General features: G+C 62.4%; 20 protein-coding genes. 14 read left to right on the top strand and 6 right to left on the bottom strand.

Features of this window, described 5'->3' with window-relative positions; all coding sequences use genetic code 11:
* Positions 1-975 (bottom strand): penicillin acylase family protein (locus VKZ87_RS11795; RefSeq protein ID WP_324221456.1); only part of this gene is annotated, 975 nt, incomplete at its 3' end.
* 114 nt (positions 976-1,089) lie between these two features.
* Entirely contained in the window at positions 1,090-1,629 is a 540-nt protein-coding gene (locus tag VKZ87_RS11790; protein ID WP_324221455.1) for a hypothetical protein, read from the bottom strand.
* A gap of 202 nt (positions 1,630-1,831) precedes the next feature.
* Here VKZ87_RS11790 and VKZ87_RS11785 point away from each other — a divergent pair, with 202 nt between their 5' ends.
* The gene (locus VKZ87_RS11785; RefSeq protein ID WP_324221454.1) at positions 1,832-2,716 is read left to right on the top strand and encodes an NAD(P)-dependent oxidoreductase; all 885 of its coding nucleotides are present in this window, start codon (positions 1,832-1,834) and stop codon (positions 2,714-2,716) included.
* A 5-nt stretch (positions 2,717-2,721) separates the two neighbouring features.
* Here VKZ87_RS11785 and hemB read toward each other — a convergent pair whose 3' ends face one another.
* The 3 genes from hemB to VKZ87_RS11770 form a co-directional block, all read right to left on the bottom strand.
* The gene (hemB, locus tag VKZ87_RS11780; protein WP_324221453.1) at positions 2,722-3,744 is read right to left on the bottom strand and encodes a porphobilinogen synthase; all 1,023 of its coding nucleotides are present in this window, start codon (positions 3,742-3,744) and stop codon (positions 2,722-2,724) included.
* Positions 3,745-3,972, bottom strand: a complete 228-nt coding sequence (locus VKZ87_RS11775; RefSeq protein WP_324221452.1) for a HigA family addiction module antitoxin — start codon at positions 3,970-3,972, stop codon at positions 3,745-3,747. It lies immediately after the preceding gene.
* Between the two features lie 92 nt (positions 3,973-4,064).
* Positions 4,065-5,996 carry an ATP-binding protein gene (locus VKZ87_RS11770; protein WP_324221451.1) on the bottom strand — a complete coding sequence of 644 codons (1,932 nt, stop codon included), beginning with the start codon at positions 5,994-5,996 and terminating at the stop codon, positions 4,065-4,067.
* Between the two features lie 344 nt (positions 5,997-6,340).
* Here VKZ87_RS11770 and VKZ87_RS11765 point away from each other — a divergent pair, with 344 nt between their 5' ends.
* Genes VKZ87_RS11765 through VKZ87_RS11750 form a run of 4 tightly spaced genes read left to right on the top strand, consistent with a single transcriptional unit; the run spans position 6,341 to position 10,255 of the window.
* Positions 6,341-7,492, top strand: a complete 1,152-nt coding sequence (locus VKZ87_RS11765) for an isobutyryl-CoA dehydrogenase (RefSeq protein ID WP_324221450.1) — start codon at positions 6,341-6,343, stop codon at positions 7,490-7,492.
* 17 nt (positions 7,493-7,509) lie between these two features.
* Positions 7,510-8,559, top strand: a complete 1,050-nt coding sequence (locus VKZ87_RS11760; RefSeq protein WP_324221449.1) for an enoyl-CoA hydratase/isomerase family protein — start codon at positions 7,510-7,512, stop codon at positions 8,557-8,559.
* Between the two features lie 18 nt (positions 8,560-8,577).
* Positions 8,578-9,471 carry a 3-hydroxyisobutyrate dehydrogenase gene (gene mmsB / locus VKZ87_RS11755; RefSeq protein WP_324221448.1) on the top strand — a complete coding sequence of 298 codons (894 nt, stop codon included), beginning with the start codon at positions 8,578-8,580 and terminating at the stop codon, positions 9,469-9,471.
* 1 nt (position 9,472) lies between these two features.
* A complete protein-coding gene (locus tag VKZ87_RS11750; protein WP_324221447.1) occupies positions 9,473-10,255 on the top strand; it encodes an enoyl-CoA hydratase/isomerase family protein in 783 nt (260 codons plus the stop codon).
* Between the two features lie 4 nt (positions 10,256-10,259).
* On the opposite strand, the gene VKZ87_RS11745 is transcribed toward VKZ87_RS11750, so the two are convergent.
* Entirely contained in the window at positions 10,260-10,652 is a 393-nt protein-coding gene (locus VKZ87_RS11745; protein WP_324221446.1) for a RidA family protein, read from the bottom strand.
* A gap of 173 nt (positions 10,653-10,825) precedes the next feature.
* Here VKZ87_RS11745 and VKZ87_RS11740 point away from each other — a divergent pair, with 173 nt between their 5' ends.
* From VKZ87_RS11740 to glyA, 9 genes are all read left to right on the top strand, one after another.
* Positions 10,826-11,029 (top strand): DUF6898 family protein, encoded by a 204-nt coding sequence (locus VKZ87_RS11740; protein WP_324221445.1) that lies wholly within the window; start codon positions 10,826-10,828, stop codon positions 11,027-11,029.
* Positions 11,030-11,044: 15 nt separating this feature from the next.
* Entirely contained in the window at positions 11,045-11,959 is a 915-nt protein-coding gene (locus tag VKZ87_RS11735) for an ABC transporter permease subunit (RefSeq protein ID WP_324221444.1), read from the top strand.
* A 1-nt stretch (position 11,960) separates the two neighbouring features.
* A complete protein-coding gene (livM, locus tag VKZ87_RS11730; protein WP_324221443.1) occupies positions 11,961-13,259 on the top strand; it encodes a high-affinity branched-chain amino acid ABC transporter permease LivM in 1,299 nt (432 codons plus the stop codon).
* Entirely contained in the window at positions 13,256-14,086 is an 831-nt protein-coding gene (locus tag VKZ87_RS11725) for an ABC transporter ATP-binding protein (protein WP_324221442.1), read from the top strand. The genes livM and VKZ87_RS11725 overlap by 4 nt, the downstream gene beginning before the upstream one ends.
* Positions 14,086-14,799 carry an ABC transporter ATP-binding protein gene (locus tag VKZ87_RS11720; protein ID WP_324221441.1) on the top strand — a complete coding sequence of 238 codons (714 nt, stop codon included), beginning with the start codon at positions 14,086-14,088 and terminating at the stop codon, positions 14,797-14,799. Before VKZ87_RS11725 ends, VKZ87_RS11720 begins: the two co-directional genes overlap by 1 nt.
* On the top strand, positions 14,796-15,146 hold the full coding sequence (locus VKZ87_RS11715; protein ID WP_324221440.1) for a DUF6867 family protein: 351 nt from the start codon (positions 14,796-14,798) through the stop codon (positions 15,144-15,146). The genes VKZ87_RS11720 and VKZ87_RS11715 overlap by 4 nt, the downstream gene beginning before the upstream one ends.
* 65 nt (positions 15,147-15,211) lie before the next feature.
* Positions 15,212-16,312: a branched-chain amino acid ABC transporter substrate-binding protein gene (locus tag VKZ87_RS11710; RefSeq protein ID WP_324221439.1), complete on the top strand. Its 1,101-nt coding sequence runs from the start codon at positions 15,212-15,214 to the stop codon at positions 16,310-16,312.
* A gap of 176 nt (positions 16,313-16,488) precedes the next feature.
* Positions 16,489-16,935 carry a ribose 5-phosphate isomerase B gene (rpiB, locus tag VKZ87_RS11705; protein WP_324221438.1) on the top strand — a complete coding sequence of 149 codons (447 nt, stop codon included), beginning with the start codon at positions 16,489-16,491 and terminating at the stop codon, positions 16,933-16,935.
* A gap of 19 nt (positions 16,936-16,954) precedes the next feature.
* A complete protein-coding gene (glyA, locus tag VKZ87_RS11700) occupies positions 16,955-18,262 on the top strand; it encodes a serine hydroxymethyltransferase (RefSeq protein ID WP_324221437.1) in 1,308 nt (435 codons plus the stop codon).
* Positions 18,263-18,327 lie beyond the last annotated feature (65 nt).

Raw genomic sequence — 18,327 nt, 5'->3', positions numbered from 1 at the left:
CTGTGTGTCCGGCCCGGTATTGGTGAATCCCCAGGCCACGCGGCCGTTATGCCCCAGGATGACGCCCGGCACGCCCGGAAGCGTGGCGCCGATGACGTCGCCGTCGGGGGAGGAGAGATGGGCGAAATACCAGAGCGACGGTGACGTCAGGCCGAGATGAGGATCGTTGGCGAGCAGCGGAAAGCCCGTGACCGTCCGCTTGCCGTCTATCACCCAGTTATTCGAGCCGATGCCGTCCGGCGGCGGCTCAGGGAACGCCGTGAGCAGCCGCTTGAGGTCGAGATCCGCCGCGGCTTCGCGATACAGAGCGCCGAGATCGCTGAGGGCGATCGGGGCATCGCCGGGATAGGGAGGGAAGAACTCCTCGATCTGCTTGCTGTTAAGCCGGCGGGTCAAAGCGAACCGGGCCAGTTCGTTGCCCCAGTTACCGCTCAGATCCCAGGCCATCATCTTCAGCCAGCCGAGGGAATCCGTCGGGCTCCAGGGTTCGGGTTCGATGCGGAAGACAAGGAATTCCGGAGGCAGCAGCCCGCTGCGGGACGACAGAAACGCGTTTACGCCATCGGCATAGGCATTGAGGTAGGCCTGCGTTTCAGGGTTCAGGTGTGAGAAGGCAGCCTCGGCTTTCCTGCGCACGCCGAGGGTGCGCAGGAACTTGTCTGTCTTCAGAGCGGCCTCGCCGAAAATCTCCGCCAGCCGGCCGGCGGCGATCCGTCGATTGACCTCCATCTGCCAGAGTCTGTCCTGGGCATGAGCGAAACCCAGCCCGAAAGCGGCCTCATTCCGGGAGGCAGCCCGGATATGAGGGATGGCATGCCGGTCTCGCAGGATCTCCACCGGAGCCGAAAGCGGTGCGCTTGTTTGGATCTCGCCATTTATGTCGGGCAGGGAGGAGCGGGCGGCAAAGTAGAGCGCCCCAACCACCGCCGCGGCAATTCCGAAAAGCCCAAAGAAAATTCGCAGTATCCAACGCATGCCCGAAGCCCGATTTTCAATCGGGAAGCATTATCAGATTCGCCGCTGTTAGGCAGAGAAAACAAAAAAAAACCGGCAGTGGCCGGTTCGCGCATGCCCGGAACTGCCCGACCGTCAGGCGACCGCGATCTCCCGCCCGACAGCAGGAATGTTCGGCTTCGGGGTAAAGGCGGCAACCGCCGCATTGGCGATCGCCTGCGGAACCGGCGCTGGTGTCGTGCTGTGGCTGCCCTGCGCAATCTGGGGAGCAGAGGCTTTCCCATCTCCGACATCAGGCGTTTCGGCGTCCAACTGCTGCACATCGGGCGCGTCATTCTCGTCCATCCGCAGGATGGAGTTTTCGGGAAGGTTCTGCTGGTACTCCCGCACGACCCGGGGGCTCGGATACTGCTGCTCGACCTGGCCTGACTCGCTGTCGCGGAATTCGACGATGGCCAGCCGCGTTTCCACATCAAACCGGATGAAAGGGCTGACGTAGGCAGCCAAGTTCGGCGCCGGAGAAGGGATATCAATAATGCCGTTGGATTTTCCGCCACGCGCCGACGATGCCGCAAAAGCGACATTCGCAAAGACACCGTCTGAAGCGCGAGCATTGCGGGCAACCGCACCGCTGCTGCCCGCCAAGGCGTAACTGCCTATGGTCTCGAGCGGCATATTGGGCTTCTCCCATGCCAGGATACAGTAACTCACTGTCAAATGTAGGGTTAACAGCCTTGGAACGCAAGCACTAATTGTGTGGCTGGTTCAAATGAACGGGATAAGGGAGCGGATGAATTGCCTTCTCGCCTTTCCTGGTGCAAACTTTCATCTGCATCGATCTAACTCATTAGATTTCAAGCAAATTTCGGGAGGCGACATGGCCAAGGTGGCGTTTATCGGGCTGGGCGTGATGGGCTACCCCATGGCTGGACATCTGGTCAAGGCCGGCCACTCGGTGGTGGTCTGGAACCGGACTCCCGCCAAGGCCGACCGCTGGGTCGAGCAACATAAGGGGGAGAAGGCCTCCACCCCTAAGGCGGCTGCATCAGGTGCGGATTTCGTAATGGCCTGCGTCGGTAACGACGACGACCTGCGGTCCGTTGTCTACGGCGAGACGGGGGCGTTCGCCGGGATGGCGAAGGGCGCGATTTTCGTCGACCACACGACCGCCTCGGCGGATGTTGCCCGCGAGCTGCACGCCAAGGCCAAGGCAGCCGGTTTCGGTTTCATCGACGCGCCGGTTTCCGGCGGTCAGGCGGGAGCGGAAAACGGCCAGCTGACAATCATGTGCGGTGGCGATGCCGGTGATTACGAACGGGTCAAACCGGTGATCCAGGCCTACGCCAAGATGCAGAACCTGATGGGCCCGGCGGGCAGCGGACAGCTCACCAAGATGATGAACCAGATCTGTATCGCCGGTCTGGTTCAGGGACTCTCGGAAGCCCTGGCTTTCGGCCGCGCGGCGGGTCTCGACGTCCTTAAGGCCGTTGAGGTGATCTCGAAGGGCGCCGCGCAATCCTGGCAGATGGACAATCGCGCCAAGACCATGGTGGAGGGGAAGTTCGATTTCGGTTTCGCCGTCGATTGGATGCGCAAGGATCTGGGCATCTGCCTGGCGGAGGCGCGCCGTAACGGATCGGCCCTGCCGGTGACGGCAATGGTCGACCAGTTCTACGCCGAGGTGCAGCAGATGGGCGGCAACCGCTGGGATACTTCCAGCCTTATGGCCCGGCTGGAAGCCAAGAAGACGAAACAGTATTAGTCGCGTTACCGACTGTCGGCTTCCGCCATCATCCGGGCGATGTCGCGGGCGAAATAGGTGAGCACGCCATCGCAGCCCGCCCGTTTGAAAGCGAGCAGGCTTTCCCACGCTACCTTCGCGCGGTCCAGCCAGCCCCGCTCGGCGGCACCGGCCAGCATCGCGTATTCGCCGGATACCTGATAGGCGAAGGTCGGCAGGCCGAAGGTCTGCTTCACGCGCCAGCAGATATCGAGATAGGGCATGCCGGGCTTCACCATCACCATGTCGGCGCCCTCACCGATATCGAGCGCGACTTCCCGCAGCGCTTCGTCGCCGTTGGCCGGGTTCATCTGGTAGGTGCGCTTGTCGCCCCTGCCGAGATTGACGGCCGAACCGACCGCATCCCGAAACGGCCCGTAGAAGGCAGAAGCATATTTGGCGGCATAGGCCATGATCTGGACATGCTGGAAGCCTTCCTTGTCCAGCGCGGCGCGGATGGCGCCGATCCGGCCGTCCATCATGTCAGACGGGGCGATGATGTCGCAGCCCGCCCGCGCCTGCACCAGCGCCTGCTGGACCAAGACGGCGACAGTTTCGTCGTTGAGGATTTCGCCATCCCATAGCAGGCCGTCATGGCCGTGGTCGGTATAGGGGTCCAGCGCCACGTCGCACAGCACGCCCAGATTGGTTGTCGCCTGCTTTACGGCGCGGACTGCCTGACAGACCAGATTGTCCGCATTCAGTGCCTCCTTCCCCTCGGCCGTCTTGAGCTCGGGATCAGTGGCCGGGAACAAGGCAATTGCCGGAATACCAAGATCTTCCGCCTCCTTGGCGGCCGATACGGCCGCTTCGATGCTCAGGCGCTCGACTCCCGGCATTGAGGGGATCGGCGCATTGTCCTTCCGGCTATGGATGAAGATCGGCCAGATCAGGTCATCGCAGCTGAGCCGGTGCTCGGCCACCATACGCCGCGCCCAGTCGGTGCGACGGAGGCGGCGGGGGCGGGAGACGGGAAAGGCGGGTTGTGGGAACGAAAAGCTCTCGGTCATTCAGAGAGCTTTATTAAACCGCTCCTGAAACGCAAGCCACACCCATGGAGAGGTTCCGAATACCCGGCCCAGCCGGAGCGCCAGACCCCAGGAAATCGGCCGTTCTCCGGCCAGAACCAGCTGCAACAGCTTGCGGGGCATACGGGCCTGTTCGTGGAAATGCTCGGGGTCGAGGCCGCGGGCGGAAATTGCCTGCTCAAGAATAACGCCAGGGTGGATCGGCAGCATGACCGGCACCTGCAAAATAAGCTTACGCAGCGACGCAGTATCTCCGCCAAAGATTAACGGCGGGTATTACCGCTATCCTGCCTGTGCATAACCTACGAAGGCGCGGTCTGGTTCCCTTTGGGCAGATCATTGGCGGGCTGCGAGACGGCGAAGCCGTCGTTCTCCTGCGCCAGCCGAGCCAGCAATTCCACATCCTCCCGGCACCGCAGGGTAAACCAGAAGGTCGATCCTTCGCCCGGCGCACTGATCACCCCGATTTCGCCGCCCATGAGGTGCACCAGATGGCGGCAGATGGTCAGGCCCAGTCCGGTACCGCCGTAGCGCCGGGTCATTGAAGCGTCAGCCTGGGTGAAAGGCTCGAAGAGCCGATCCTGGATTTCCGCCGGGATGCCGATGCCGGTATCCCGGACGGCGCAGTGCAGCATGAACTCGCCGTTCTGGAGCCGTGTCGCGGTCAGGGTCACGTCGATGCTGCCATTCTCGGTGAACTTGATGGCATTGCCGATCAGGTTGGCAAGGATCTGCCTGAGACGCAGCGGATCGCCGATCACGTTCTCCGGAACGTCTTCGGCGCAATCGAGCTGCAGACAGTTACCATTCTCGATCGCCCGCGGGGTCAGCAGCGATATCACGCTTTCAAGCGTTGGCCGCAGGTCGAAATCAATGGCTTCGATTTCCAGCTTGCCGGCTTCCAGTTTGGACACATCCAGAATGTCATCTATCAGACCGAGCAGGTCTCGCGCCGATTGCTGCGCGACATCCGCGTACCGCCGCATCTGCTGATCCTCGGTACCCCGTTGCAGGAGGCTCAGCATGCCGAGAACGCCGTTCATGGGCGTGCGGATTTCATGGCTCATCATGGCCAGGAAGCTGGATTTCGCCCGATGGGCGGATTCAGCCGCGTTCTTCGCAGCGGTGAGCGCCTGCGCCGTTTCCGCAAGCTTGACAGATTGTTCCTCGAGCATCTGACGCTGCCATTCCAGCTCCGTCATCTGCCGCTTGATCTGGTCGATGTCTTCGATACTGCCGATCAGGCGGCGAGACCGGCTTTGCCCGTCGCGCCCGAGATCGGCGCGCGCCAGAACCCAGAGATGGCGGCCGTCGCCACGCTGCAGCCGGAATTCGGCTTCGAAAGTCCTGCCGGTACGGAGGGTCTCGCCGAACTCTTCCGCGACGCGGGCGCGGTCCTCGGGATGGATGAGCGCGTTGAAGGCCTCGATCGTGGTTCTTGATGCCAGCTGACTGCCGTTCTGAGGCTGCAGGTAATTCGCGATGATGAAGACTTCGCCGGTGGTCAGGTTCCATTCCCAGATACCCAACCGGCTGCTCCGGGCTGCAGCCTGGAACAGGTCATTGCTGACCTGCAGAGCTGCGGTCGCCTCGTTCATGATCCGCTGCTGAATGGTGATCCGGACCGCAAGGGCAAGCAGTCCGGCGATCAGGTATGTGGCGAGCAGGCAGGCCGCAAAGGATATCGCAGGAATGATGCTGTCAGGAGCAGCCGCCGCGTTCGCCTGCCAGATGGTGAAGGACGCAACGATGCCGCCGATCAGGGTGATGGACTGAACGGCAAGCAGCGGAAGCGGCGCGATATCCGGCGAGGCGTGGAAGGTGCGCGCGGCGCAGGCGGCACCGAGCAGAAGCAAGACGATGGCTGCGTCCGGCAGGGCAGCCGTATGGCGGGTCCATGCAGCGGTCTGAGGCAGTACGTCAAGGGAACCAATCGCGAGTGTCAGCGCCAGCGCCACCATTGTCATTGCCACCGACCAGCCCAGTGTCACATTGCCAGGTGTCGCTCTGGCCGCCAGTGGCACGAAGAGGCGGATGCCGGCCATCAGGAATCCGAAAGCCGCAACCGGCCCCATATGGCCGGCATGCAGGCCGGGTTCCGCAGCGATGGACAGATGCGGCCCGGGACTGGCGAGCAGGATCAGGGAGAGTGTCGCCCCCAGGATCAGCAGGACCGCCAGACCGCGGGAAAGCCGGGGCAGGCGGTCGCGGCCAGCCAGGCAGCCTGTCGCCACGGCTGCAGCGGCCAACAGATCGAAATGGACAGGGGCGGAGCCCGGAAGCCAGGGGATGGGGGTGCCGCCGCCCTGAAGCAGAGCCGTGAGGCTGAGCGCAAGCCAGAACGCTCCGAGCAATCCCGTCAGCCCGTAGGCCATGCCACGAAGCGGCCAGCCCGCCTGCCCGCTACCCGACGGGACAATTGTGGGCGGGGAGGGGCGCATCAACTTGCGTGGCAGGCCTGCGGCATGGGCGCAGGCTATCATGCGGTTTGGGGCGATGCGACCTGCTTTATGGGCTACCGGACGGCTGGTTGACGGGCTCCGGTCGGACGATTAAGACCCGATACGGGAGGAACGCGATGCAGTTTGAGCTTTCCGAAGATCAACGGGCGATTCAGGACATGGCACGCCGGTTCGCGGCGGACCGGCTGAAGGACAATGCCGCCCGATGGGACGAGGAAAAGCACTTTCCCGAGGCGGAACTGCGCGAAGCAGCAGCACTTGGTTTCGGCGGCATCTATGTCCGTGAGGATGTTGGCGGCTCCGGTCTGGGGCGACTGGATGCGGCTCTGATCTTCGAGGAACTGTCGGCCGGCTGCACCTCGACTGCTGCCTATATTTCCATCCACAACATGGCTGCGTGGATGATCGACCGCTTCGGTAATGACGAGCAGCGCCGCCGTTTCCTGCCCCGCCTGTGCAGCATGGAGCATTTTGCGTCCTACTGCCTGACCGAACCCAATGCCGGCTCCGATGCTGCCTCGCTGCAGACCCGGGCGGTCGATGCTGGCGACCACTACATCCTCAATGGCACGAAAGCTTTTATCTCGGGCGGCGGCCGGTCCGATATCTATGTCTGCATGGTGCGCACCGGGGAGCCCGGCTCGCGGGGCGTTTCATGCCTCGTGGTAGAGAAGGGGACGCCGGGTCTGTCCTTCGGCGCCCAGGAGCGCAAGCTCGGCTGGAATTCGCAGCCGACAGCCATGGTCATTTTCGAGGACTGCAAAGTCCCGAAGGCGAACCTGATTGGGGCCGAGGGCGAGGGCTTTCGCATTGCCATGGCGGGTCTGGACGGCGGCCGCATCAATATCGGCGCCTGCTCGCTCGGTGCGGCGACGGCCTGCCTGGAGGCCGCCCGGGAGCATGTTGCAAACCGCAAGCAGTTCGGTCAGCCGATTGGCGGTTTCCAGTCGGTCCAGTTCAAGCTGGCCGACATGGCCACCGAACTCGTGGCCGCGCGCCTGATGATCCGGCAGGCGGCAGCTATGCTGGATGCGAAGCATGCCGAGGCCACCACCTATTGTGCGATGGCAAAGCGGTTCGCCACCGATGTCGGATTCGCGGTCTGCAACGAAGCGCTCCAGCTCCACGGCGGCTACGGATATCTGAAGGACTATCCGGTCGAGCGCTATCTTCGGGATGCCAGGGTTCACCAGATACTGGAAGGAACCAACGAGATCATGCGCGTTATCATTTCCCGCCGCCTGTTGAGCGGCATCAGCCTCCAGTAGATGGGTTCCAGCAGAAAATGAGCAGTCATATCGAGTTTTCGGTCCGCAATGGCGTCGGGGTCATTCTCCTGAATCGTCCGCAGGCGCTGAATGCGCTGACGCACGATATGTGCGTGCCGCTGGAGCAGCATCTGCGCAGCTGGAAAGCCGATCCCGCCGTCAAGGCGGTGATCATCAAGGGCGCCGGCGAAAAGGCCTTCTGCGCCGGCGGTGATATCCGGAAACTTGCGGATCGCTCGGCAGACGGAGAGAAGTACCGGAAATCCTTCTGGTACGACGAATACCGCTGCAACACGGTCATCGGCGAATTTGGAAAGCCCTTCATCGCGCTGATCGACGGCATCTTCATGGGCGGCGGCGTTGGCCTCTCCGTCCATGGCAGCCATCGGATCATTTCCGAATTTGCCACCTTTGCGATGCCGGAGACCGGGATCGGCCTGTTTCCCGATGTTGGAGGGACCTACTTCCTGCCACGCTGTCCGGGCGAGCTGGGCATGTATCTCGGGCTGACCGGCGCCAGGCTGAAGGGCGCCGATATCCTGACGGCAGGAGTAGCGACGCATTTTGTTCCGCGCGAACGTATGGCCGACCTCGAGCAGGCCCTGGTCGATGCCGCGCCGGCGGATCATGCGCAGGTGGACGCGGTGGTAAATCGCTTCACCGCTGATCCTGGGCCGTCGCAGCTTGCAACAATGAAGCCACAGATCGACCGGCTGTTCTCCGGCGCGAGCGTAGCCGAGATCATGGCAGCTCTGGAGGCCGACACGGATGGTTTCGGCGTGGAGCAGGCGCGTATCATCCGGACGAAATCGCCGACTTCGGTGAAGCTGACTTTTGCGCAGTTGCGGCGTGGCAGGACCCTGTCGCTGCGGGATTGCATGCGGCTGGAATGGCGGATCTGCAATCACGTCGCAAAGGGACATGATTTCTACGAGGGTGTGCGCGCGGTCATTATCGATAAGGATCATCAACCCAAGTGGCAGCCGGCCACTCTGGAAGAAGTCGCCGATGCCGACATCGAGGCCTACTTCTCGCCCGTGCCGGACGGCGAGCTGCAATTCGACTGATCAGACAGGGAGAGACATATGGCGGTGATCGGATTTATCGGTGTCGGCAATATGGGCGGCCCGATGGCCCGTAACCTGCTGAAAGCAGGTCATCAGGTCAAAGCCTTCGATCTCTCGGCCGAACTGGTACAGAAGGTTGTTGATGCCGGCGGCACAAAGGCCGGCAGTGCCCAGGAAGCGGCCACTGATGTCGACGCCGTCATCACCATGCTGCCGGCCGGCAAGCATGTCGCGTCGGTGTACACCGGCGACAAGGGTATTCTGGCCACCGCCAGGCCGGGAACGCTGTTCATCGACAGCTCGACCATCGACGTGAAGACGGCACGGGAAGTGATTGCCGCCGCCGAAGCCAGGGGCATGCTGATGGTCGATGCGCCGGTCTCGGGCGGCGTCGCCGGCGCCGAGAATGCGACCCTGACCTTCATGGTGGGCGGCACGGAGGCAGCCTTCGCCAAGGCCAAGCCTTTGCTGGAAGCCATGGGCAAGAAGATCGTCCATGCCGGCGGCGCCGGTAACGGCCAGGTGGCGAAGATCTGCAACAACATGGTGCTGGGCATCTCGATGATTGCGGTGTCAGAAGCCTTCGTTATGGCGGAGAAGCTCGGTCTCTCGGCTCAGGCGATGTTTGACATCGTGTCGAGTTCATCGGGCTCCTGCTGGGCGTTGGTCAATCACTGCCCGGTCCCGGGGCCGGTGCCGACCTCGGCAGCGAACCGTGACTACAAGCCTGGCTTCGCGGCCGATCTGATGCTGAAAGACCTGAAGTTGTCGCAGGAGGCCGCGCGGACAGCCAAGGTGAATACCCCGCTGGGGGCAGAGGCAACGGCGCTGTTTGCCGAATATGTCGAGGCGGGCAACGGGCCGACGGACTATTCGGGCATCGTCCGCATGATCCGCGAGATGGCCGGATAGCATGCTGACGGATGAGCGGCAGGGGCGTACCGCCGTTGTCCGGTTCGACCGGAAGGACGGGAAGAACGCCCTGTCCCTTGCCGCTCTCACGGCCATGCGCGATCGCTTCGAGGCGATGCGGCGGGAAAGCGATCCGCCGAGCGCAGTCATCATTACGGGGACGGCGGAGCTGTTTTCCGTCGGCTTCGATCTCAGGGATCCGGCCGTTGAAAGACTTGCATCCGCAAGCATTCCTGAACGCCTTCGCGGTCCGCGGCTCGGGACGGAGGCCTGCAAGGCGCTCGCTGCCCTTGAGGGCTACACCATTGCCGCCGTCGAAGGCTGGTGTCTCGGCGGCGGTCTGGCGCTGGCGCTGGCAGCCGATCTCATCATCGCCGGTGTCGACGCCCGGTTCGGACTGCCTGAGATCGATCGCGGACTGAGCCTGAGCTGGACGGCATTGCCGCGGCTGCTCGTCCGTGCCGGCCCCGCAGCCGGCAAGCGGCTGGCGATTCTCGGCGAGACTATCGACGCAGAGACCGCACAGACCTTCGGTGTTGCGGACGAAGTTGTGCCGGCGGGTACTGCGCTGGCGCGGGCGCTGGAACTGGCCGAACGGGCGGCGGCCAAACCGCCGCTGGCGCTGCGTATGATCAAGCGCGGCGCCAATGCATGGGCCGAGGCGCAGGTTGCCTCCGCCGCACTGGATGAGGAACAGTTCGCGCTGGCGACGTTATCGGAAGACTTCGCCGAAAGCCTGGATGCATTCAGGACGAAGCGGGCGCCGAATCTGAAGGGACGCTAGATTCTCAGGCGGGTATGACGGCAGTAGCCTCGATTTCGATCTTTGCCCGGTCTTCGAGCAGCGCTGCCACCTGCACCAGCGTCATTGCGGGATAATGCTTGCCGATGATCTCGCGGTAGATCTTCCCCAGATCGTTGCTGCGCGCGAGGTATTCGTGCTTGTCGACGACATACCAGGTCATGCGGACAATATGCTCGGGGCGGGCGCCCGCCTCTGCAAGTACACGAACGATGTTCCGCAGGCACTGCCGGGTCTGATCGGCGAGGTCGTCGCTCTCGAATCGCGATTCGGCATTCCAGCCAATCTGGCCGGCAATGAAAACCATGCGTCCCTGCGCGGCGATGCCGTTCGCATAGCCTTTGGGAGCGGCCCATTCGGCGGGATTGAGTGTCTGCATGATGGCTCCGCTAAGTTACTTTAAATATAAAATATTTGCGGTAATCGGGCAAGCTGAGGTCTCTCCGACAAAGTTTTCATCGGGCCGGATGCCCGCGCATGTGATTCGATGGGGACAAAAGACCCTGCGATATCACTTGAGCAGCCGCGCAAAGTGATGGTAACTGAGCCTCCATGTCACACGCGACAGGGAGCGGTGGCGGGGAGGCGATTGTCGAGTTTCGCCGTATCGGGGCGGCGCTGCAGGTGATTGCCATCGATCCGGCCACAGGGACGGAAGTGTCCATGGTTGGCGACCCTCGACTGTCGCAGCAGGAATTGACGCGACTGGCGGTTCGGAAGCTGCACTACGTTCTCAACAAGCAGCAGGGCCGCTGAGGCTGACGGGGGATAATGGAGTACTTTCTTCAGCAATTGATCAACGGCGTTACCCTCGGCGCTGTCTACGCCTTGATCGCCATCGGCTACACGATGGTTTACGGCATCATCGGCATGATCAACTTCGCGCATGGCGAGATCTACATGATCGGCGCCTTCATCGCAGTGATCAGCTTCTCCGTGCTGGGGCTGGTGGGACTGACCTGGGTGCCGCTGGCGCTGCTGATCGTCCTGATCGTCTCCATGCTGCTAACCGGCCTCTATGGCTGGACGGTCGAGCGCATCGCCTATCGGCCGCTGCGCGGATCCTTCCGCCTGGCACCACTGATTTCCGCGATCGGCATGTCCATCTTCCTGCAGAACTATGTCCAGATCGCCCAGGGTGCACGCATCAAGCCGCTGCAGCCGATGATCCGGGGCGGCATCGAGCTGATGTCGGGTGAAACCTTCTCGGTAACGCTGTCCTACCTGCAGATCATCATCATCGTGCTGACGGTGCTGCTGATGGCCGCGTTCTCCTGGCTGATCGCGTCGACTTCCCTGGGGCGCGCCCAGCGGGCCTGCGAGCAGGATCGCACGATGGCGGCGCTGCTCGGCGTCAACGTCGATCGCACGATTTCGCTGACTTTCGTTCTTGGCGCCTTCCTGGCCGCCGTGGCGGGCTTGATGACCACGCTCTACTACGGCGTGGTGGATTTCTACATCGGTTTCCTGGCCGGCCTGAAAGCTTTCACTGCGGCGGTGCTTGGCGGTATCGGCAGCCTTCCCGGTGCGATGCTGGGCGGCCTCCTCATCGGCCTCATCGAGGCCTTCTGGGCGGCGTATTTTAGCAGCGAGTACAAGGACGTCGCAGCATTCTCAATTCTCGTCATCGTCCTGATCTTCCGTCCCACTGGACTGCTCGGGCGTCCGGAAGTGGAGAAAGTGTGACATGACCCTGGCCGAACGTTTGCGCGATGCGGTTATGGCAGCCGTCGTGGGCGCCCTCCTGGCGCTTCCGCTGCTCGGCTTCGAGACGGTCGATACCGGCGGGCCGCTGGGTATCCGGACCCGCTTTGACTGGATTGCCTATGCGGCCGGGATCGTGTTCGTGGGACGGCTCGTTCTGCTCGGCTTCCTGGACTGGTACCGCAGCCGTCAGGGGCGACCGGAGCCATTGCAGTCCAGCGCACCAGCCAGGCGGGACGTGCTGACCAGGCTGGGCAGCAAGGCGGACAAATATCTCATGCCGGCGCTGATCGCATTCGCGATCATCATGCCGATGCTGCCTTTTGCCAACCGCACGGTGGTGGACCTTGGCACCGTGGTCCTGATCTATGTGATGCTGGGCTGGGGGCTGAACATCGTGGTCGGGCTGGCCGGTCTTCTCGACCTCGGCTATGTCGCGTTCTACGCCGTCGGCGCATACAGCTATGCGCTGCTGTCGCTGCATTTCGGCTTCGGCTTCTGGGAGAGCCTGCCGCTCGCCGGCCTGTTCGCCGCCACCTTCGGAATGATACTCGGTTTCCCGGTGCTGCGCCTTCGGGGTGACTACCTTGCCATCGTCACTCTGGGATTCGGCGAAATCATCCGCATCGTACTGCTGAACTGGACCGAGGTGACTCGCGGCTCAAACGGCATCAGCGGCATCCAGCGGCCGTCCTTCTTCGGCTTTCCTTTCTCCGCCGATCCACCCGACGGGACGACCGCATTCCATCAGCTGTTTGGTCTGGAATATGCCTCCATTCACAGGATCATCTTTCTCTACTACGTGATCCTGGTGCTGGCGCTGATCACCAATTTCTTCACCATGCGCATCCGCAAGCTGCCGGTCGGCCGGGCCTGGGAGGCCTTGCGCGAGGATGAGATCGCCTGCAAGGCGCTCGGCATCAATCCGACCAACACCAAGCTGACGGCCTTTGCCATCGGCGCCATGTTCGGCGGTTTTGCCGGCGCCTTCTTCGCCACTCGCCAGGGCTTCATCAGCCCGGAGAGTTTCAGCTTCATTGAATCGGCGGTCATTCTGGCCATCGTCGTTCTCGGCGGCATGGGCAGCCAGGCCGGCATCGTGCTTGCCGCGGCGTTCCTGACGCTGCTGCCGGAAGTCGCCCGCGAATTTTCGCTGTTCCGCATGCTGACTTTTGGCGCGGCCATGGTGCTGATCATGATCTGGCGACCGCAGGGCTTGCTGGCGCATCGTGAACCGACGATCCGTCTGGCCGAGCGGCCGCAGACCGGAGGCGCGGCATGAGCGATCGCGGTTCGGTAACGCCGCTGCTGCGGGTCGAGCACCTCACCATGCGCTTCGGCGGCCTGGTGGCGGTGAATGACGTGTCCTTCGATGCAATGCCGCATGAGATCACGGCGATCATCGGCCCGAACGGCGCAGGAAAAACGACGGTCTTCAATTGTCTGGCCGGGTTTTACCGGCCGACGGTCGGACGGCTGCTGCTGACCAATGCGGCGGGCGAGTTCCAGCTCGAGCGGATGTACGGCAACGAGATTGCTGGCAAGGCGCGGGTGGCCCGCACGTTCCAGAACATCCGGCTCTTCCCGAAAATGACGGTTCTTGAGAACCTGATCGTCGCGCAGCACAACAAGCTGATGCGGGCCTCCGGATACACCTTCCTCGGCCTGTTCGGCTGGAAGGGCTACCGCAAGGCTGAAGCCGAGGCGGTCGATCTGGCGCGCTACTGGCTGGAGCAGACCAACCTGACCGAGGTTGCGGATGAACAGGCCGGCTCGCTGCCCTATGGCGGGCAGCGGCGTCTGGAGATCGCCCGCGCGATGTGCACCGAGCCGGCCCTGCTGTGTCTCGACGAGCCTGCTGCCGGCCTTAATCCGCGCGAGTCTGCGGACCTGAACAGGCTGCTGCGTTTCATCCGGGACAAACATGATTGCGGTGTGCTGCTGATCGAACACGACATGAGCGTGGTGATGCAGATTTCGGATCACATCATCGTACTGGATTATGGCCGCAAGATTGCCGACGGCACGCCCGAGGAAATCCGGAACGATCCTGCCGTCATTCGCGCCTATCTCGGCGAGCCGGATGCCGATGAAGCGGGAGCGGCCTGATGCTGAGCATTTCCGGGCTCCATACCTATTACGGCGCCGTGCACGCGCTGAAGGGCGTTGATCTCGAGGTCGGCGAGGGCGAAATCGTGGCCCTGATCGGCGCGAACGGCGCCGGCAAGTCGACCCTGCTGATGACCATCTGCGGCAATCCGAGGCCGCGGCATGGGACTGTCCTTCTCTCCGGCAAGAACATTGTCGGCGTGCCGACGCATGAACTGGTACGCCTCGGCCTGGCGCATTCCCCTGAAGGACGGCGGATTTTTCCCCGTATGACGGTTGTGGAGAATCTGCAGATGGGAGCGGTGGCGGCAGACCCTGCTCATTTCAATGATGATCTCGAACGTGTTTTCACGCTTTTTCCGCGTCTGAAGGAACGGCGAGATCAGCGCGGCGGCACCCTGTCCGGCGGCGAGCAGCAGATGCTGGCAATTGGACGTGCACTCATGAGCCGTCCGCGTCTGCTGCTGCTGGATGAGCCGTCTCTGGGACTTGCCCCCCTTGTCGTGAAACAGATTTTCTCCATCATCCAGGAGATCAACCAGCGGGATAAGGTCACGGTGCTGCTGGTGGAGCAGAACGCCTATCACGCGCTGAAGCTGGCCCATCGGGGCTACGTCCTGGTCAATGGCAAGATAACGATGACCGGCAGGGGGACGGACCTTCTGGCCGACGAGCAGATCCGGGCAGCCTATCTGGAAGGAGGTCACGGGTGACGGAAATCCTGGGCTCCAGTCTGGGCGTATTCATCGGCCTTACGGTCGTTCTGGCCGGTGGCTGCGGCTTTATGATGGGGCAGGCGATTGCCGCCACCTGGCGGCCCTACTGGAATGTCATTCCCTACAGCCTGTTGCTCGCCGCCTCCGAGCGTTTCCTGGCCTATGCCCTGTTCAAGGAGCAGCTTCTGGCCCTCATCCCGTTTCTGGTTTCGGCGGCGGTCATCTTCGGCCTGGCGACCTTGGGGTTCCGGCTGACCCTGGTGGACCTGATGGTCCACCAATACCCCTGGCTCTATGAGCGTACCGGGCTGTTCGGCTGGCGCAGCAAACAGCAGGTACCATAGGTTGTTGCCGAAGGCTCTTGGACTGATTACAGTTTTTTCAGGGTATCACACAGGGAGAGGAACCCATGCTTAAATTCTCAACCGGTTTGGCCGTTGTGGCCGCTGTCGGGCTTTTCGCCGGTACCGCTTCGGCGCAGGTGAAGATTGCACTCCATGGTCCGATCACCGGCCAGCTCGCCAGCTTCGGCGAGCAGATGAAGCGCGGCGCCGAAATGGCGGTCGCCGACCTTAACGCCAAGGGTGGCGTGAATGGTCAGAAGGTCGAGTTGATCCTCGGCGACGACCAGTGCGATCCGAAGCAGGCCGTCGCTGTCGCGAACCGCGCGGCGCAGGAGAGGGTGGCTGCCGTGATCGGCCACTTCTGCTCGGGCTCGTCGATCCCCGCTTCCGACGTCTACAAGGAAGAGAACATCCTGCAGATCACGCCGGCTTCGACCAACCCGAAGCTTACCGAGCGTGGCTACAAGAATGTCTTCCGCGTCTGCGGCCGTGACGACCAGCAGGGCATTGTCGCCGGCGACTACATCATGGAGAAGTACAAGGGCAAGAAAGTTGCCATCCTGCACGACAAGACCGCCTACGGTCAGGGCCTTGCCGACGAAACCAAGAAGCGCCTGAACGACAAGGGCGTGAAGGAGGCCATGTACGAAGCCATCACGCCGGGTGAGAAGGATTACTCGGCGCTGGTCTCGAAGATGAAGCAGGCCGGCATCGAACTGATCTATCTCGGCGGCTATCATCCGGAGGGCGGCCTGATCGTCCGTCAGGCCAAGGAGCAGGGCCTTAACGCCGTGCTGATGGGCGGTGACGCTCTGGTCGACAAGCAGTTCTGGGCCATTGCAGGCGCGGCCGGTGAGGGCACGCTGATGACCTTCGACGCCGATCCGCGCAAGAACGCCAGCGCGAAGCCGGTTGTCGACAAGTTCAAGGCCCAAGGCTATGACCCCGAGGGCTACACCCTCTACACCTATGCCGCGATCCAGATCTGGGCCGAGGCTGCCACCAAGGCGAAGTCGTTCAAGACCGGCGACGTGGAGAAGGCAATCCGGGCGAACAAGTTCAGCACCGTGCTGAATGAGGTGTCCTTCGACGAGAAGGGTGATACCACCACCCCGGCCTACAAGGTCTACGTCTGGAAGAACGGTTCCTACGACTACGTCAACTAAGTTCCGGTTTGCCGGAGAAGACGGGCCCGGCAGCAATGCCGGGCCCTTTTTCTTGGTTTTCCGCGTTCTCTTTCCATTCCCGTGGCTTCCGGCTGGCGCATTATACTTGGTGCTGGGGTTGGCACTGGCCACTGGATATTGTAGGGTCCGGCCGTTCTTCCCCGAGGTGCCCGCCGATGTCCAAGCCTACGGTTGCTTTCGCTGCCGACCATGCGGGTTTCGAACTGAAAAACCTGCTTCGCGACGAGTTGAAGGGCCAGGGCTACCCTGTCGTGGACCTTGGCACCCTGAGCGCCGAAAGCGTCGATTATCCCGATTTTGGCCGTGCATTGGGCGAGGCCGTCTCCCGGGGCGACGCGCAGTTCGGCGTGGCCGTCTGCGGCAGCGGAATCGGCATTTCGATTGCCGCCAACCGCATCCCGGGCTGTCGCGCCGCTTTGGTGCATGACAGCCTGAGCGCGCGTCTCTCGCGTCAGCATAACGATGCCAATGTCATTGCATTGGGCGCCCGGCTGATCGGCGTCGATACAGCCAAGGACTGCCTGAAGGTTTTCCTTGAAACACCTTTCGAGGGCGGCCGTCATGCACGCCGGGTCGCCAAGCTGGGCGAGTCCGCCCAATAAGTTTCTGACGGAGTAGACGATGTCCAGCACTGCAGCCAAGCCCACCGTGACCCATACCGGATTCTTCGAACGCGGCCTCGCCCAGGCCGATCCGGAGATTTTCCGCTCGGTTTCCGAGGAACTGGACCGTCAGCGGCAGCAGATTGAACTGATTGCTTCCGAAAACATCGTCAGCCGAGCGGTACTTGAAGCGCAGGGCTCGGTACTCACGAACAAGTATGCCGAAGGATATCCCGGCAGGCGTTACTATAACGGCTGCGAGTTCGTCGATGTTGCCGAAACGCTGGCGATTGAGCGCGCCAAGAAGATCTTCGACTGCGGCTTTGCCAATGTCCAACCGCATTCGGGCGCGCAGGCTAACCAGGCAGTCTTCATGGCCCTGCTGAAGCCCGGCGACACCTTCATGGGACTGGATCTCGCTGCCGGCGGTCATCTCACCCATGGTTCTCCGGCCAACCAGTCAGGCAAGTGGTTCAACGTGGTGCCCTATACCGTGCGGCAGGACGATCACCGCATCGACATGGACCAGGTCGCCAGCCTGGCCGAGCAGCACAAGCCGAAGCTGATCATCGCCGGCGGTTCGGCCTATCCGCGTTTCTGGGATTTTGCGCGCTTCCGCGCCATTGCCGATAGTGTCGGCGCTGTTTTCATGGTCGACATGGCGCATTTTGCCGGCCTGGTTGCCGGCGGCGTGCATCCCAGCCCGTTCCCGCATGCCCACATTGCCACCACCACGACGCACAAGACCCTGCGCGGGCCGCGCGGCGGGATGGTGCTGACCAACGACGAGGCTCTGGCCAAGAAGATCAACTCTGCCGTTTTCCCCGGGCTGCAGGGCGGCCCGCTCATGCATGTGATCGCGGCAAAAGCCGTTGCTTTCGGCGAGGCGCTGACGCCCGAGTTCCGTGCTTACGCACAGGCAGTGGTTGACAATGCCAAGGCGATGGCGGCCGCGCTGCAGGAGCGCGGCTATGATCTTGTCTCCGGGGGTACGGACAATCATCTGATGCTGGTCGATCTGCGCTCCAAGGGTCTGAAAGGCAATGTCTGCGTGGAAAGCCTGGAGCGTGCTCGCATCACGGCAAACAAGAACGGCGTACCTTTCGACCCCGAGAAGCCGATGGTCACGTCGGGCATCCGTCTGGGGAGCCCGGCAGGAACGACGCGTGGCTTCGGCGTAGCCGAATTCCGTCAGATTGGCGGCATGATCGCCGATGTGCTGGATGGCCTCGCAAAGAAGAGCAATGACAATTCCGATGTCGAACTGGCCGTGGCGGAGAAGGTGGCTGCCCTGTGCAACCGGTACCCGATCTATCCGCAGCTCTGAAATCATAATCATAAGGCGGGGGAAAGCCGATCATGCGTTGTCCGTTCTGCGGCAATGACGATACC

Origin of the sequence: Ferrovibrio sp. (assembly GCF_035304305.1) — a bacterium.
Lineage (GTDB): Bacteria > Pseudomonadota > Alphaproteobacteria > Ferrovibrionales > Ferrovibrionaceae > Ferrovibrio.
The sequence above is the reverse complement of the archived record's forward strand: the minus strand, read 5'-3'. Positions and strand labels throughout refer to the sequence as shown.